Here is a 16014-nt window from a genome sequence, read left to right on the forward strand (position 1 = left end):
ATTGTCCAGAGCGCGTACCGCCCCTTCCCCTTTCGCAATCCTTCCGATATTGCAGGCGCTGACCTTCAATCCGATGACGCAGGACGCACCCGATGGCGATGGAAAAGACATTCAACGCGGCCGAGGCCGAGGCCCGTATCTACAAGGCCTGGGAAGAGGCCGGAGCCTTCAAGGCAGGCGCAAACCGCTCGCGCGACGAAAGCTTTACCATCATGATCCCGCCGCCCAACGTGACGGGTGCTTTGCATGTGGGGCACGCGTTCAACAACACGTTGCAGGACATCCTGACCCGCTGGCACCGGATGCGCGGGTTCGACACGCTGTGGCAGCCCGGTCAGGACCACGCGGGCATCGCCACGCAGATGCAGGTCGAAAAGATGCTGATGCTGACCCAGCAACCGGGTCGGCGTGAGTTGGGGCGTGAGAAGTTCCTTGAGAAAGTCTGGGAATGGAAAGGCGAATACGGCGGCACGATCATTGAGCAGTTGAAGCGTCTGGGCTCAAGCTGTGATTGGTCGCGCAACGCCTTCACCATGGCAGGTGCAGCGGGTGACCCGCGCACGGGGCACGAAAATTCTGCGAATTTTCACGACGCGGTGATCAAGGTTTTCGTCGATATGTACGAGAAAGGTCTGATCTATCGCGGCAAGCGGTTGGTCAACTGGGACCCGCATTTCGAAACCGCGATTTCCGATCTTGAGGTCGAGAATATCGAAACGCCGGGCCATATGTGGCATTTCAAATATCCGCTGGCTGGTGGCGAGACCTATACCTATGTCGAGAAGGACGAGGACGGGAATATCGTGCTGGAGGAACAGCGCGACTATATCTCCATCGCCACCACGCGGCCCGAAACCATGCTGGGCGACGGCGCGGTTGCGGTTCATCCGTCGGATGAACGCTATGCGCCAATCGTCGGGAAACTCTGCGAAATCCCGGTTGGACCAAAAGAACATCGTCGTCAGATTCCGATCATCACCGATGACTATCCCGACCCCGAATTCGGCTCGGGCGCGGTGAAGATCACTGGCGCGCATGATTTCAACGACAACATGGTCGCCAAGCGCGGCGGCATCCCGATGTACCGCCTGATGGACACCAAAGGCGCTATGCGGGCCGATGGTGCGCCTTACACCGAAGAGGCCGGCAAGGCGCAGGAATACGCGCGCGGCAAAGCGTTCACCGAGAACGAGATCGACGCGATCAACCTGATCCCCGATCACCTGCGCGGCCTTGACCGGTTCGAGGCGCGGGCGAAGGTGGTGGAAGAGATTACGGCTGACGGTCTGGCGGTGATGACCCGCGCCGACAATCCGGTTCTGGGCACCAAGCTGGGCGAAGATGACGACCCGGCGGCGCTGGTGCCGCTGGTCGAGAGCAAACCGATCATGCAGCCCTTTGGTGATCGTTCAAAAGTGGTGATCGAGCCGATGTTCACTGATCAGTGGTTCGTGGACGCCGAAAAAATCGTCGGCCCCGCGCTGGATGCGGTCAAGGACGGCACGGTCAAGATCATCCCCGAGTCGGGCGAGAAGACCTATTACCACTGGCTGGAGAACATCGAGCCCTGGTGCATCTCGCGCCAACTGTGGTGGGGACATCAGATTCCGGTATGGTATGGGCCGGGTGTCAAATCAGACAAAGCGAATGAGATTGACGGAGTCGTTGTTCGCAAGACGGAATGGGATTTCGATAACCCGGTGTCGTTCTGCGCCGCAAACTTCAAAACCGCACAAAAATTGGCAACCGATTTCTATGGTTCTGAGCGCGAAAACGGGGTCGGCAGCTTCGCCCTTCATCGAATCCATGAAGTAGATGATACGGGCATCGCACAGAGGCAGCTTAAGAGGCTTGATCCCAATGGAAGCGAGGCAGACGATTTCTTTTTGTGGCGCGACCCCGACGTCCTCGACACGTGGTTCTCCTCCGGCCTCTGGCCCATCGGCACGCTGGGCTGGCCCGAGCAGACCGAGGAACTGGAGCGCTACTTCCCCACGGATGTTCTGATCACTGGTGCGGATATCCTGTTCTTCTGGGTCGCCCGGATGATGATGATGCAACTGGCCGTGGTCGATCAGATTCCGTTCCACACCGTCTACCTGCACCAGCTTGTCCGCGACGAGAAGGGCAAGAAGATGTCCAAGACCACCGGCAACGTCATCGACCCGCTGGAGATCGTGGACGAATTCGGCGCAGACGCGCTGCGGTTCACTAATGCTTCGATGGCAGCGATTGGCGGCGTGCTGAAACTGTCGCGTGACCGGATCACCGGCTATCGCAACTTTGGCACCAAGCTGTGGAACGCCGTCCGCTTTGCCGAGATGAACGAGGTCTTCACCGATGCCGTCCCACAACTGGACGTGGCCGACCTGAAACCCAAGGCCGCCGTGAACCGCTGGATCATCGGTGAAACCGCCCGCGTGCGCGAAGAAGTCGATGCGGCGCTGGAAAGCTATCGTTTCAACGACGCCGCCAACGGGCTTTATGCCTTTGTCTGGGGCAAGGTCTGCGACTGGTATGTGGAGCTGTCTAAACCCCTGCTGCAAGGCGACGACGCCGAGGCACAGGCAGAAACCCGCGCCACCATGCGCTGGGTTCTGGATCAGTGCATGGTTCTGCTGCACCCGATCATGCCCTTCATCACTGAGGAACTTTGGAGCCTGACCGGCATCCGTGCCAAGATGGTCGTTCACGCCGACTGGCCGACCTATGGCACCGAACTGGTCGATGCAGACGCGGATCGTGAGATGAACTGGGTGATCTCGGTCATCGAAAACACCCGCTCGGCCCGGGCGCAGATGCGGGTTCCAGCGGGCCTCTATGTGCCGATGCTGGTGACCGAGATTGACGCTAATGGCCAGGCCGCATGGGATCGCAACGAGGCGCTGATCAAACGCCTCGCCCGCATCGACAGCCTGACCAAGGCCGCTGAACTGCCCAAAGGCACCATCTCGATCGCCGCCCCGGGCGCGTCCTTTGGCCTGCCGCTGGCGGATATCATCGACATTGGTGCGGAAAAGGAGCGGCTGGAGAAAGCCAAGGGCAAACTGGCCAAGGAACTCGGCGGCCTGCGCGGGCGTCTGAACAACCCCAAATTCGTGGCCTCGGCCCCGGAGGAGGTGGTCGAGGAAGCCAAAGCCAACCTCGCCGCCCGCGAAGAAGAAGAGGCGAAACTGAACGAGGCGCTGGCCCGTCTGGCAGAAATCGCCTGATCTTCATCTTTTCAAAAATACTCAAATTCCCAAACCCCGCCGCCTGCACTGACGGCGGGGTTTTTCGTACCGCGTCAGAGTTTTGACCTGTTCACGCGCACGGGCGATTGCTAGCACAGACACATGACCCAGCCTGCGACCCCGCTTCCCCCAATGCAGACCATCTCGACCGGGCTGGTGGTGGCCGTTGTCGGGTTCTTCAGCTCCTTCCCCATTGTCTTGCAAGGGCTGGGCGCGATGGGCGCAACACCTGCGCAGGCTGCATCAGGCCTGATGAGCGCGGCGATTGCCATGGGGCTGGCGGCGATCATCCTCAGCCTGCGGTACAAGCTGCCGATCAGCGTTGCATGGTCCACGCCGGGGGCGGCGCTGCTGGCTGTCTCCGCCGCCCCGGTCGAGGGCTATTCCGCCGCCATCGGAGCGTTCCTGTGCGCCGGGGCGCTGACCGTTCTGGCGGGCTCGTGGAAACCGCTCGGGCGGTTGGCGGCAGCAATCCCGACGTCGCTGGCGCAGGCGATGCTGGCGGGGGTGCTGTTGCCGCTGTGCCTTGTACCGTTCAAGGCGGCGGTCGAAATCCCGTGGCAGGCGTTGCCGGTGATCCTGACATGGTTCATCGCCGGACGGTTCAACCGACTGTTCGCGGTTCCGGCAGCTGTAGTCGCAGCCGCCATCGTTGTGACCCTGAATGCCGGAGAGGCGCAGGTAGTGCCCGACCGGCTGGTGGCGGCGCCGGTCTGGAACATGCCCACGTTCACGCTCGCATCGGTCATCGGTATCGGTCTGCCATTGTTCATCGTCACAATGGCCACGCAGAACATCCCCGGCGTCGCGGTGATGCGCAGCTTTGGCTTTGCCCCCGTCCCCGGGCCCCTGTTCTCAGCCGTCGGCGGCGCAAGTCTTCTGTCAGCCCCGTTCGGCGCGCCCGCAACCTGTCTGGCCGCCATCACCGCCGCGATGTGTTCGAATGAGGACAGCCACCCCGATCCAGCTCTGCGCTATTGGTCCGCGATCATGGGCGGCGTATTCTACTGCCTGTTTGGTGTCTTTGCTGTGGCGATCACCAGCTTTGCCGCTCATGCCGACCCGTTGCTGATGGGTACGCTGGCCGGGGTGGCCCTGATCGGAGTGATGGCGAACGCCATCCACGCCGCCTTGGATGTAGCCGCCGAGCGTGAGGCGGCCATTCTGACACTCGCCATCACCGCATCGGGCATCACGGTGTTCGGACTGGGTGCGGCGGTCTGGGGGCTGGTGGCCGGCGGCATCGCGTATCTTATCTCGAACAGGGTGCGCTAATCGCTTTTCCCCTGCCGCAACGGGCGGTAGAATGGGGCCATGTTCGGATCGTTGGGAAAACTGGTGGAACGCCAGATCAGGAAGGCGCAGGCCGAGGGCCAGTTGGAAGGCCTTGAAGGCGAAGGTGCTCCGCTGCCCGACCGCTCGGGCGAGGCGCAGAGCGATCCGGCCATTGCCGCCGGTCACCGGATCATGGCGCAGGCGGGCGTGCTGCCCGAAGAGTTCGACATCAAGAAACAGCTGGACGCGGCGCGCAAGGACTATGCCACGCTGACCGATCCTGAAGAACGCAAGGCCTCGATGGCAAAGATCGCGGATCTTGAGATGCGATACAACATGGCCCGCGATGCGCGACGGGCATTCATGCGGTGATCATTTGAACTCGGGCTTGCGGCCCTGCATCTGTGCCATCACGACCTCCATCTGGTCCGGCTTGCCGATCAGGTCCACCTGTTCCGAGGACTCGGCCAGCAGCACATCGGCCCGACCCCGGGTTTCGGCCACGTCGATCAGGCGTTTGGCTGCGCGGATCGCCGAGGGGCTTTGGCCTGCGATATCCTCGGCCAGAGCAAGCGCTTCGGTCAGAGGGTCATCGGACAGCTTCGTCACCAGCCCCCAATCGGCAGCCTGCGGTGCGCCGATTGGGCGGGCCGTGTATGTCAGCAGCCGCAGCACGTCCGAGCGGACAAGCTCGGGCAGCAGGACCATGCCGCCCATGTCGGGGATGATGCCCCATTTCATCTCCATCACGGCCAGCTTGGCCCCGGGGTGGGCGATGCGGATATCGGCGCCCAGCGCGATCTGCAGACCACCACCATAGGCCACGCCCTGAATCGCGCAGATCACCGGGACGGGGACGCGCCGCCAGATCAGGGCAAGCTCCTGCATTTCATTGGCGTCCTCATGGCTGCGGGTCATCAGCCATTCGGTCGGGTCGGTGTGGGCCATGCTGGCAAAGCTGGCCATGTCCAGCCCGGCGCAGAAGCTTTTGCCCTCGCCCGACAGCACCACGGCGCGGATATCGGCGGCGGCGACCTCTTGCCCTGCGGACAGGATCGCCTTGATCATCGCATCGTCCAACGCATTCATCTTGTCGCCACGGGTCAGGGTGACATGGGCGATGTGGTCTTTGTAGTCGATGGAAACACGAGACATGGGGACCTCCGGACAGCGTTATTGTGCCAACCCTGCCAGACCCATGGCACAAGCGCCACCGCGACGTCAGGGCAAATCGATGGCTGGGATGCGCCTGAACCCTGGCGGCGCGGGTTAGCTGCGAGGGGAAGGCTTGCCCCGCCCCGGAGGTTGCGCTTATCTGCGGCCATGACCGGTCCTCGTTACACTCTGCTTGCGCAATCCTTGCCCGCCACCGTGCCCTTTGTCGGCCCCGAAACGCAGGAACGCCAGCGCGGCGCGCCGTTTGCGGCCCGGCTGGGCGCGAACGAAAGCATCTTTGGCCCCTCGCCCCGTGCGGTTGAGGCGATGCAGCGGGCGGCGGCCGAGGTCTGGATGTATGGTGATCCCGAGAATTTTGACCTGCGTCATGCGCTGGCGGCGCATCATGGTGTTGCGCCCGAAAACATCGTGGTGGGCGAAGGGATTGACGGTTTGCTGGGCTATCTGGTGCGGCTGCTGGTTGGGCCGGGCGATGCAGTCGTGACGTCGGACGGGGCTTATCCCACGTTCAACTATCATGTTGCCGGGTTCGGAGGTGTCCTGCACAAGGTCCCCTATGCCGGGGATCATGAGGACCCGGTGGCTTTGTTTGCCAAGGCGGCAGAGGTGGACGCCAAGCTGGTTTATCTGGCCAATCCCGACAATCCGATGGGAAGCTGGCATTCCGGGGCGGACATCGTGGCTGCGATGGAGGCCTTGCCCGCTGGGTGCCTGCTGGTTCTGGACGAAGCCTATGTGGAATGCGCGCCCAAGGGGACTGCAGCCCCGGTCACGGTGGATGACCCGCGCGCGATCCGGATGCGGACCTTTTCCAAAGTGTATGGGATGGCGGGGGCTCGGGTTGGCTATGCGATGGGGGCAGTCGAATTGATTTCCGCGTTCAACAAGGTGCGCAATCATTTCGGTATGAACCGGGCCGCGCAGGCCGGAGCACTGGCGGCGTTGCAGGATCAGGCATGGCTGGCCGAGGTTCAGACGAAGATCGCAGCGGCGCGCGGCCGGATCGGGAAGATTGCGCGGGCGAATGGGTTGGAGCCTTTGCCCTCGGCCACCAATTTCGTGGCGATCGATTGTGGGCGGGATGGGGTGTTTGCAAAAGCCGTGTTGGATGCTCTGGTCGATCAGGGGGTGTTTGTGCGGATGCCATTCGCGGCCCCGCAGAACCGGTGTATCCGGGTGAGCTGTGGTAGCGATGCGGAGATGGCGGCTTTTGAGGCCGCGCTGCCCCGGGCCTTGGAGCGGGCCCGGGCCGTGTAGGGGGGCTGTCTGCCCCCCATCGCGCCTTTGGGCGCGATCCCCCCGAGGATATTTTTGGCCAGATGAAGACTGGATCAGTTGGCCAGGGTGGCGGCGGCGGCTTCGAGGGCGCCCGTGCCGCGAGGGATGTTGAGTGCGGCCATCGCTGTTTCCATACCGCCCAGCATAGCCATCACCATCTGAGCGTTCACGTGGCCCATATGGCCGAGGCGGAAGCAACCGTCCCAATCCTCCATCCCTAATCCGATACCGAGGGTCAGGCCGAGCTGGTTTTCGGTGTAGTTGCGCAGCGGCGTGCCTCGGCCTTCGGTCAGGCGCAGGGCGGTGACGGCGTGGCTGCGGTGGGCCGGGTCGGCGACGTTGAACTGCAGTGCTCCGCCGTCGGCCCAGACCTCGCACGCGGTCCAGATGGCATGGGCGAGGCGGGTGTGGCGGGCCCAGACCTGTTCGAGGCCCTCGGCATGGATCAGATCGAGGGCGGCGCGCAGCCCATAGAGGTGATGGGTCGGCGCGGTGCCGTTGAAATGCTGGTAGAACAGGTCGGGATTGGCGCGGGGCTGCCAGTCCCAGTAGTGCGAGACGCGGGGCATAGCGGCGCGTTTGGCCTGTGCCTTGTCGTTGAAATAGACAAAGCCCATGCCAGCAGGCGTCATTAGGCCCTTCTGGCAGGCGGTGACGGTAACATCGACGCCCCAGGCGTCCATCTCGAACCGGTCGCAGCCCAGCGAGGCGATGCAGTCGGCCATCAGCAGCGCCGGGTGCTGTAGGTCATCCAGCAGGGCACGCAGGGCCGGGATGTTGTTGCGGATCGAGGTGGAGGTGTCCACATGCACGGCCAGCACCGCCTTGATCCTGTGGTCTGTGTCGGCACGCAGCGCTTCGGCGATGCGGTTGAAATCCCAGGGCGCGGACATGCCGAAGTCGATCACCTGCGCCTGTGCGCCGAGGCCTTCGGCCATCTCGGCCCAGCCTTCGGCAAAGCGGCCCGAGGCGGGGGCCAGCACGGTTTCGCCGGGCGCGATGACGTTCGACAGCGCCGCCTCCCACGTGCCGTGGCCGTTGGCGATGTAGATGGCGACGTCATGGTCGGTGCGGGCGACGCGGCGCAGGTCCTGCAGCAGGGCGGGCATCATCTCGACCAGTTCGCCGTCGTAGATATTGGGCGACGGGCGGTGCATGGCCTGCAGCACCGCATCGGGCATGACCGATGGACCGGGGATGGCCAGATACTCGCGCCCTTGCGCGAGGGAAGTTTGGTTTGTCATGAGGGCAACCTGTTTGACTTGCGGTCTACCCTAGCGCCGAGTGGCGGCGCGTCAATCCGTCAGGCGGGCGGCTTCACGCGCCAGTGTCTCGATCCCCGCCCAGTCGCCGTTTTGGACCATCTGCTTGGGCGCGACCCAGCTGCCGCCGGCGCAGATGACGTTGGGCAGCGACAGGTAATCGCGGGCATTTGCGGGCGAGACGCCGCCTGTGGGGCAGAAGGTGATCTGCGGCAGGGGGGCACCGATGGCCTTCAGGGCGGGGGCACCGCCCGAGGCTTCGGCCGGGAAGAATTTCAGCATGTCATAGCCCTGTTCCAGCAGGGCCATTGCCTCGGTCGCAGTGGCTGCTCCGGGCAGAAGGGGCAAGCCTTCGGCCTCGCAGGCAGCAATGAGCGCGTCGGTTGCGCCAGGCGAGACGCCGAATTGCGCGCCTGCCGCTTTGGCGGCGCGGACATCTTCGGGCGTGATCAGAGTGCCTGCGCCAACGACGCCTCCGGGCACGTTGGCCATGGCGCGGATGGCATCAAGGGCTGCGGGAGTGCGCAGGGTGACTTCGAGCGCCGGGAGGCCCCCAGCAACCAGCGCTTCGGCCAGCGGGCGGGCGTGGGTGGCGTCATCGACGACCAGAACCGGGACGATGGGAGCCAGCGCGCAGATCTCGCGGGTGCGTTGGGTTTTGGACATGCTTACACTCCGAAAATGCTGGCGCCGGTGTCGGCTGAGCCGACGTTCTGGCGGAACGCACCGAAGAGGTCGCGCCCGACGCCGTGCTGGTTCGCGGTCAGGTCGGCGGTGGCTGGCGCCCGGTCGAGGACGCCGGGGGTGAGGATTTCCAGTTCTCCCTTCACAGCATCCACGCGCAGGAGGTCGCCGTCCTGCAGATAGGCGATTGGACCCTGATCCAGCGCCTCGGGGCAGACATGGATAGCCGCGGGAACCTTGCCAGAGGCTCCGGACATGCGGCCATCGGTGACCAGCGCCACTTTGTGTCCCCGGCCCTGCAGGATGGACAGCATTGGGGTCAGCGAGTGCAATTCGGGCATGCCGTTGGCCTTGGGGCCTTGGAAACGCACGACAACGATGGTGTCGCTCGTGAACTCTCCGGCCTTGAAGGCGGCTTTCACTTCGTTCTGATCATGGAACACGCGCACGGGGGCTTCGACCACCTGATGTTCAGGCGCGACAGCTGAAACCTTCATGACGCCGGTGCCCAGATTGCCGGTCAGGCGCGAGAGGCCGCCGGTCGGTTGGAACGGGTCGCTGGCGGGGCGGACGATTTTATCGTTCAGGCTGTGGCCCGCGCCGTCTTCCCAGACCAGCTCGCCATCTTTCAGCTTGGGTTCTTGGGTGTAGTTGTGCAGACCCTGTCCAGCGACCGTCAGCGTGTCGGGATGCAGCAGGCCTTCGTTCAGCAATGTGCCGATGGCAAAGCCAAGGCCCCCTGCAGCGTGGAAATGGTTCACATCGGCCAGACCGTTCGGATAGACCCGCGCGACCAGAGGGACCACGGCGGAGATGTCGGAAAAATCCTGCCAGTCCAGCACGATACCGCCTGCGCGCGCCATGGCGATCAGGTGGATTAGCAAGTTGGTTGAACCCCCGGTGGCCATCAGCCCGACGATGCCATTCACAAAGGCCCGCTCGTCAAGGATCTGGCAGACCGGGGTGTAGTGATTGCCCAGCGCGCTGAGGGATAGGGCGCGGCGGGCGCCTTCTTCGGTCAGGGCGTCGCGCAGAGGGGTGTTGGGGTTGACGAAGCTGGAGCCCGGCAAGTGCAGACCCATGAACTCCATCAGCATCTGGTTGGTGTTGGCGGTGCCGTAGAAGGTGCAGGTGCCCGGGCCGTGATAGGCGGCCATTTCGGCTTTCATCAGGTCTTCGCGGCCTATTTCTCCGGCGGCGAATTTTTGGCGGATTTTGGCCTTTTCGTCGTTTGGCAGGCCGCTGGTCATCGGACCGGCGGGCAGGAAGACAGCAGGCAGATGTCCGAAGGCCTGCGCGCCGATGATCAGGCCGGGCACGATCTTGTCGCAGACGCCGAGGAATACGGCAGCATCATAGGTATTATGGCTGAGCGCCACGCCAGCGGCCAACGCGATCACGTCGCGGGAAAACAGAGACAATTCCATCCCCGCCTCGCCCTGCGTGACGCCGTCGCACATGGCAGGCACACCACCAGCGACCTGAGCAGTACCGCCTGCGGCGCGGATCGCATCGCGGATCAGCGCGGGGTAGCGTTCGAACGGCTGGTGGGCCGAGAGCATGTCGTTATAGGCGGTGACGATACCAAGATTGCCTGCCGTGCCGGTGGCCATGGAGTCCTGATCTTCGCCCGCACCGGCATAGGCATGGGCCTGACCGCTGCAAGACAGGTGCGCGCGGGCGGGGCCTTTAGATTTGGCCTGCTCCATCCGCTCCAGATGCGGGCCGCGCAGATCGGCGCTGCGGTCGATGATGCGTTTGGTGACGTCGGATATTACTGTGTTGAGCATGATTATCCTCCGATCTGACGCCAGCGGCGACCATCGCGATGCATCAGCATCAGGGCTTCTTCGGGGCCGGAACTGCCCTGATCGTATTTCGCGGGCTTGTCGCCGCGTTCTTCCCAGCTGTGGATGATAGGGTCGACCCAGGCCCAGGCGGCCTCGGCCTCATCCCCGCGCATGAACAGGGTCTGGTCGCCGCGGATCACATCCATGATCAGCCGCTCATAGGCGTCGGGGGATTGTTGGCCGTCGACCAGCGCGTCGGCAAAGCTCATGTCCAATGCGACGTCGGACAGGCGGAAACCGCCCTGCCCCGGTTCTTTGATGGTGGTGCGCAGGGTGATGCCTTCGTCCGGTTGCAGTCGGATCACCAGAACGTTGCCGTGCAGAGGGCCCACATTCGGGAAAATCGTATGCGGCGGGTCTCGGAAGAACACCGCGATCTCGGATTCGCGGGCACGCAGGCGTTTGCCGGTGCGCAGATAGAATGGCACCCCGGCCCAGCGCCAGTTGCCGATATGAAGCTTTAGGGCAATGAAGCTTTCGGTGCGGCTGGCCGGATTGCCGACGTGATCCAGATAGCCATCGCCGCCTTCGTCGGTGCGGTACTGACCGCGGGCGATATCCTTGGGCGCGACCGGCTCCAGCGCTTCGATCACCTTGACCTTTTCATCCCGCACCGCGTTGGGGGCGAATTTTGAAGGTGGCTCCATCGCCGTCAGACACAGCAGTTGTACCAGATGGTTCTGGATCATGTCGCGCATCGCGCCGGATTGATCGTAATAGGCCCCGCGGCCTTCGACGCCAACCGTTTCGGCCACGGTGATCTGGACATGGTCGATATGGGTGGCATTCCAGAGCGGTTCGAACAGGGAATTGGCAAAACGCAGGGCCATCAGGTTCTGCACGGTTTCCTTGCCCAGATAGTGATCGATCCGATAGATTTGATGCTCTTCGAAACAGGCGCGCAGGCCCTCGTTCAGGGCTTGCGCCGAGGCCAGATCGTGGCCGAAGGGTTTTTCAACGACGATGCGGCTGTCGGGGGTGGCAAGACCATTGTCATTGAGACCCCGGGCGATGCCCGAAAACAGGCTGGGCCCGACCGAGAGGTAAAAGGCCCGCACCACATCGGGGCGCAGCTGAGCGGTCAGATCGGACCAGCCCGCCTCCCCCAGCGCATCCACCGGCACATATTCCACATGGCGCAGGAACCGATCCAACGTCTCTTTCTGGAACTGCGGCGCAAACTTCTGCATCGAGGCGCGCAGCACGTCGCGGAAACCGTCGCTGTCCATGTCTGAGCGCGCGGTGCCGATGATCCGTGCGTCTTCGGGCATCTGGCCCACTTCGAAGCGGTGATACAGCCCCGGCAGAATCTTCCGCTGCGCCAGATCGCCGGTCGCGCCGAACAATACGAGGTCGAACGGATCCACCGGAATAACGCGTGAGACCATGGTGAGGCTCCTTCTCGGGGTTCATTGCCTGTTTAGCAGCGGGCCGCCCGGATGTGTAAGGGTGAAGCGTTGCTTTGCCATGTTATCGCTAACAATCATCGGCTGGATAAGAAACCCGGGGGCAAAAATCAAGCCCGGATTTGTGTGCGGCGTTGAAACCGGGTGCTGGCGGTTTCTTGAAAAGAAACCGGTCTGAAACTTTGAAAGTTTCAGGCACCGCGGGTCAGGACTGTGTACGCAGCCATTCCATCACCGCCGGGCGCACCGATTGTTCACCGCGGTGGCGCGCGTCGGCGATGATCTTGCGCACATCCTGCAGGTTGGACCGCAACAGCAAGCTTTTGACAGGCCCGATTGAAGCCGGGCGCATCGACAGGGTGCGGATGCCCATTGCGGCCAGACACAGCGCCTCGACCGGGCGGCCCGCATCTTCGCCGCAAAAGCTAAGCGGGGTGTCCGAAATCTGGCATCGCTCGACAATGCGTTCGATGAAGCTGAGGAAACTGACATTCAGCGTGTCGTAGCGGCGGCGCACCAGTTCGTTTTCGCGGTCGGCGGCAAAGAAAAACTGTTTCAGATCGTTGCCGCCGATCGAGATAAACCCGACCTCGTCAAAGAATTTCTGCGGCGCAAAGGCCAGCGATGGGGTTTCCAGCATCGCCCCCACTTCGAGCGTTTCGGGCAGGACATGGCCCAGACGCCGTTCGCGTTCGATGGTTTTCTTGACCTCCCAGCGGGCCTCGCGGAATTCGTCGGCCTGCGCCACAAAGGGGAACATCACCGTCAGCGGGCGGCCATTGGCGGCGCGGATCAGCGCCTGCAACTGCATCCGCATCACCCCACGCTTGTCCAGACCAACCCGGATGGCGCGCCAGCCCAGTGCCGGGTTCGGTTCGTCCACATGCTTCATGTAGGGCAGAACCTTGTCGGAGCCGATATCCAGTGTGCGGAACACCACCCGCTTTTCCCCCGCCGCGTCCAGAACCCGCTGATACTGCGTCACCAGTTCCGACCGTTTGGGCATCTGGTTGCGGATCAGGAACTGCAGCTCGGTCCGGAACAGGCCCACGCCTTCGGCGCCGGAATTGCCCAGCGAAGGCAGATCAGCCATCAGGCCGGCATTCATCACCAAGCTGATCCGCTCGCCGTCGCGGGTGACTGTCGGGGTTTCGCGGATCGAGGCATAGCGTTCCTGCGCCTTGGCCTGCATCGCAACCTTGTCGCGGAAGGCGTTCACCACGGTGTCCTCGGGGCGCAGATGGACCACGCCATTGTCGCCATCGACAAGAATATGATCGCCGTTCAGCGCCTCGGTCGTGATCCGGCCCACGTGCACCACCAGTGGGATCGCCAGCGCGCGGGCAACGATGGTGGCATGGCTGCCGACCGACCCTTCCTCAAGCACGATGCCTTTGAGCGAGCGGCCATATTCCAGAAGGTCTCCGGGCCCGATATTGCGGGCGATCAGGATCGGATCGGGCGGCAGGTCGGCCCCGTTGGTGTTGCCCTGCCCGGTCAGGATGCGCAACAGACGGTTGCTGAGGTCATCCAGATCGGCCAGTCGTTCGCGCAAATAGGGGTCGGTCACCTGACCCATGCGGGCGCGGGCCTGCGATTGTTCTTTCTCGACCGCCGCCTCGGCGCTGAGGCCAAGGGCGATGTCTTCCTCCATCCGACGCATCCAGCCCTTGGAATTGGCAAACATGCGATACGCTTCGAGCACCTGAAGCTGTTCGGTATCCCCGCCCTGCGAAATCTCAAGCATCTTGTCGACGCCAACGCGCAATTCCTCAACCGCCTCGCTCAGACGTTCACGTTCGCGGTGCGGGTCCTCGGCAATAGGGTTGGTGACAACCACGCGGGGTTCGTGCAGCCAGACATGGCCTTCGGCCGAGCCCTCCTGCGCCGGGCCGCCGTTCAGCTGGACCGATTGCTGGTGCAGCGGCGACAGGGCCGCGCCCTCGCCCACGAAAGCACCCAGCTCGGCCATCTCGGCCAGCACCATGGCGACCACTTCCAGCGCATAGACCTCATCCGCCGAGAACTCGCGCGCATCGCGGGACTGCACAACCAGCACGCCCAGCTTCTCGCCCAGACGCTGTACCGGGACGCCCAGAAAGGAGGAAAACCGTTCCTCGCCCGTCTCGGGCATATAGCGGAAGCCCTTGGCCGAAGGCGCATCGGCGGTGTTCACCACCTTGCCCGACTTGGCAACGCGACCCACCAGCCCCTCGCCCATGCGCATCCGGGTCTTGTGTACCGCTTCGGGCGACAGACCTTCGGTGGCGCAGAGTTCCAGCGTGTCTTCATCGCGGAACAGGTAGATCGAGCAGACCTCGCGCCGCGTGCTGTCGGCGATCAGATGGGTGATCCGGTCGAGGCGCTCCTGACCGGCGGCCTCGCTGGCCATCTCTTCCCGCAGCCGCCCCAGCAGCTTACGGGATTCTGTTTCAGTGCCGTCCGCCATGGCCCAACCGTCTTATGGTGTCAGGCGTGACCCTTGGCCGATCAGCTCAGGCCGCCTTGTCCAGTTCAAAGGCATCATGCAGCGCCTGAACCGCAAGTTCCATGTATTTCCTGTCAATCAACACGGAAATTTTGATCTCAGAGGTTGTGATGACCTTGATGTTGATCCCCTCATCCGAGAGAACCCGGAACATTTTCGCCGCCACACCGGATTGCGAGCGCATCCCGATACCCACGACCGAGACCTTGCAGACGTCTTCGTCCGCAACCAGCTCGGCATAGTTCAGCTCACCCTTTTCCTTGATCGCCAGCAGCGCCTTTTCGGCGCGGGTGACCTGATTGGTGGGGCAGGAAAAGGTCATGTCGGTGCGGCCTTCATCCGAGATATTCTGGATGATCATGTCCACATTCACGCCCTCATCGCTGAGCGCGGTGAAGATGATCGAGGCGATGCCGGGGCGGTCGGCGACCGAAACGGCGGTCATCTTGGCCTCATCCCGCGAATAGGCGACGCCCGAAACTATGTTGGATTCCATGATTTCCTCCTCGTCGACGACCAGCGTGCCGGCCTCGTCGGATTGTTCTTCAAAGCTTGAGAGAACGCGCAGTTTCACCTTGTAGCGCATCGCCAGCTCGACCGAGCGGGTTTGCAGCACCTTGGCCCCCAGCGAGGCCAGTTCGAGCATTTCCTCGAACGAGATCTTGTCCAGCTTGCGCGCCTTTTCGCAGATGCGCGGGTCAGTGGTATAGACGCCGTCCACATCCGTATAGATATCGCAGCGCTCAGCCTCGAACGCGGCGGCAAAGGCAACGGCGGTGGTGTCCGAGCCACCCCGGCCCAGCGTGGTGATACGGCCCTCGGGGCTGATGCCCTGAAAGCCCGCGACAACCGCGACACGCATCCCTTCGCCGAACTTCTGGGTAATGTTTTCCGGCGGAATCTCTTCGATCCGCGCCGCCGAATGTGCACCATTGGTGATCAGCGGCACCTGCCAACCCTGCCAACTGCGCGCTGGGATATCCATTTCCTGCAGGGTCAGCGCCATCAGACCGGCGGTGACATTCTCGCCCGAGGACACAACCGCATCATATTCGCGCGCATCATACAGCGGCGAAATTTCATCGACCCAGCCCACCAGTTCGTTGGTCTTGCCGGACATGGCCGAGACGATGACGATCACGTCATAGCCCTTGGCAACCTCAACCCCCACGCGCTTGGCGGCGCGGCGGATACGGTCCAGATTGGCGACCGATGTGCCGCCGAATTTCATCACGAGTACGGGCATGGGGGCAAATGTCTCCGCGCCTTGGATTTCTGATCCCGTGCGTCTTATGCGAGGGGGGGCGTAAGGGCAAGGGCGCAAAGAAGTTTCGCCTGCGACGCGGGGCCGCTTTACATTGC

11 protein-coding genes are annotated in these 16014 nt (G+C 63.0%); 4 read left to right on the forward strand and 7 right to left on the reverse strand.

The genetic code is table 11. From position 1 onward, the window contains the following. The first annotated feature begins 92 nt into the window (after positions 1-92). From ACR0J1_RS08740 to ACR0J1_RS08750, 3 genes are all read left to right on the forward strand, one after another. A complete protein-coding gene (locus ACR0J1_RS08740; protein WP_480732649.1) occupies positions 93-3212 on the forward strand; it encodes a valine--tRNA ligase in 3120 nt (1039 codons plus the stop codon). A 123-nt stretch (positions 3213-3335) separates the two neighbouring features. Beyond that, the gene (locus ACR0J1_RS08745; protein WP_480732648.1) at positions 3336-4508 is read left to right on the forward strand and encodes a benzoate/H(+) symporter BenE family transporter; all 1173 of its coding nucleotides are present in this window, start codon (positions 3336-3338) and stop codon (positions 4506-4508) included. A 39-nt stretch (positions 4509-4547) separates the two neighbouring features. Further along, the gene (locus ACR0J1_RS08750) at positions 4548-4880 is read left to right on the forward strand and encodes a DnaJ family domain-containing protein (RefSeq protein ID WP_480732647.1); all 333 of its coding nucleotides are present in this window, start codon (positions 4548-4550) and stop codon (positions 4878-4880) included. Here the strand turns inward: ACR0J1_RS08750 and ACR0J1_RS08755 are convergent, their stop codons facing one another. After that, complete coding sequence (locus ACR0J1_RS08755) at positions 4881-5663, reverse strand: crotonase/enoyl-CoA hydratase family protein (protein ID WP_480732646.1); 783 nt, start codon at positions 5661-5663, stop codon at positions 4881-4883. It abuts the gene before it with no gap. Between the two features lie 168 nt (positions 5664-5831). Between ACR0J1_RS08755 and ACR0J1_RS08760 the strand changes: the two genes are divergently transcribed. Next, positions 5832-6941 (forward strand): pyridoxal phosphate-dependent aminotransferase, encoded by a 1110-nt coding sequence (locus tag ACR0J1_RS08760; RefSeq protein ID WP_480732645.1) that lies wholly within the window; start codon positions 5832-5834, stop codon positions 6939-6941. A 74-nt stretch (positions 6942-7015) separates the two neighbouring features. On the opposite strand, the gene ACR0J1_RS08765 is transcribed toward ACR0J1_RS08760, so the two are convergent. The 6 genes from ACR0J1_RS08765 to ACR0J1_RS08790 all read right to left on the reverse strand — a co-directional run bounded on the left by ACR0J1_RS08765 (position 7016) and on the right by ACR0J1_RS08790 (position 15898). Then, the gene (locus ACR0J1_RS08765) at positions 7016-8206 is read right to left on the reverse strand and encodes a pyridoxal-phosphate-dependent aminotransferase family protein (protein ID WP_480732644.1); all 1191 of its coding nucleotides are present in this window, start codon (positions 8204-8206) and stop codon (positions 7016-7018) included. Positions 8207-8257: 51 nt separating this feature from the next. Continuing rightward, positions 8258-8890, reverse strand: coding sequence for a bifunctional 4-hydroxy-2-oxoglutarate aldolase/2-dehydro-3-deoxy-phosphogluconate aldolase (locus tag ACR0J1_RS08770; protein ID WP_480732643.1), 633 nt, complete (start codon positions 8888-8890; stop codon positions 8258-8260). Between the two features lie 2 nt (positions 8891-8892). After that, positions 8893-10698 carry a phosphogluconate dehydratase gene (edd, locus tag ACR0J1_RS08775; protein WP_480732642.1) on the reverse strand — a complete coding sequence of 602 codons (1806 nt, stop codon included), beginning with the start codon at positions 10696-10698 and terminating at the stop codon, positions 8893-8895. Positions 10699-10700: 2 nt separating this feature from the next. Continuing rightward, on the reverse strand, positions 10701-12146 hold the full coding sequence (gene zwf, locus ACR0J1_RS08780) for a glucose-6-phosphate dehydrogenase (protein ID WP_480732641.1): 1446 nt from the start codon (positions 12144-12146) through the stop codon (positions 10701-10703). A 223-nt stretch (positions 12147-12369) separates the two neighbouring features. Further along, positions 12370-14613, reverse strand: coding sequence for a phosphoenolpyruvate--protein phosphotransferase (gene ptsP / locus ACR0J1_RS08785; RefSeq protein WP_480732640.1), 2244 nt, complete (start codon positions 14611-14613; stop codon positions 12370-12372). A gap of 46 nt (positions 14614-14659) precedes the next feature. Further along, entirely contained in the window at positions 14660-15898 is a 1239-nt protein-coding gene (locus ACR0J1_RS08790) for an aspartate kinase (RefSeq protein WP_480732639.1), read from the reverse strand. Between the last annotated feature and the right edge of the window lie 116 nt (positions 15899-16014).

This window comes from Ruegeria sp. CJ3, assembly GCF_056536725.1.

Coding starts and splice junctions, on each gene's coding strand:
- ACR0J1_RS08755 (WP_480732646.1), bottom strand. CDS start 5,663: ATGTCTCGTGTTTCCATCGACTACAAAGACCACATCGCCCATGTCACC.
- ACR0J1_RS08770 (WP_480732643.1), bottom strand. CDS start 8,890: ATGTCCAAAACCCAACGCACCCGCGAGATCTGCGCGCTGGCTCCCATC.
- ACR0J1_RS08750 (WP_480732647.1), top strand. CDS start 4,548: ATGTTCGGATCGTTGGGAAAACTGGTGGAACGCCAGATCAGGAAGGCG.
- ACR0J1_RS08765 (WP_480732644.1), bottom strand. CDS start 8,206: ATGACAAACCAAACTTCCCTCGCGCAAGGGCGCGAGTATCTGGCCATC.
- ptsP (WP_480732640.1), bottom strand. CDS start 14,613: ATGGCGGACGGCACTGAAACAGAATCCCGTAAGCTGCTGGGGCGGCTG.
- ACR0J1_RS08790 (WP_480732639.1), bottom strand. CDS start 15,898: ATGCCCGTACTCGTGATGAAATTCGGCGGCACATCGGTCGCCAATCTG.
- ACR0J1_RS08740 (WP_480732649.1), top strand. CDS start 93: ATGGCGATGGAAAAGACATTCAACGCGGCCGAGGCCGAGGCCCGTATC.
- zwf (WP_480732641.1), bottom strand. CDS start 12,146: ATGGTCTCACGCGTTATTCCGGTGGATCCGTTCGACCTCGTATTGTTC.
- ACR0J1_RS08745 (WP_480732648.1), top strand. CDS start 3,336: ATGACCCAGCCTGCGACCCCGCTTCCCCCAATGCAGACCATCTCGACC.
- ACR0J1_RS08760 (WP_480732645.1), top strand. CDS start 5,832: ATGACCGGTCCTCGTTACACTCTGCTTGCGCAATCCTTGCCCGCCACC.
- edd (WP_480732642.1), bottom strand. CDS start 10,698: ATGCTCAACACAGTAATATCCGACGTCACCAAACGCATCATCGACCGC.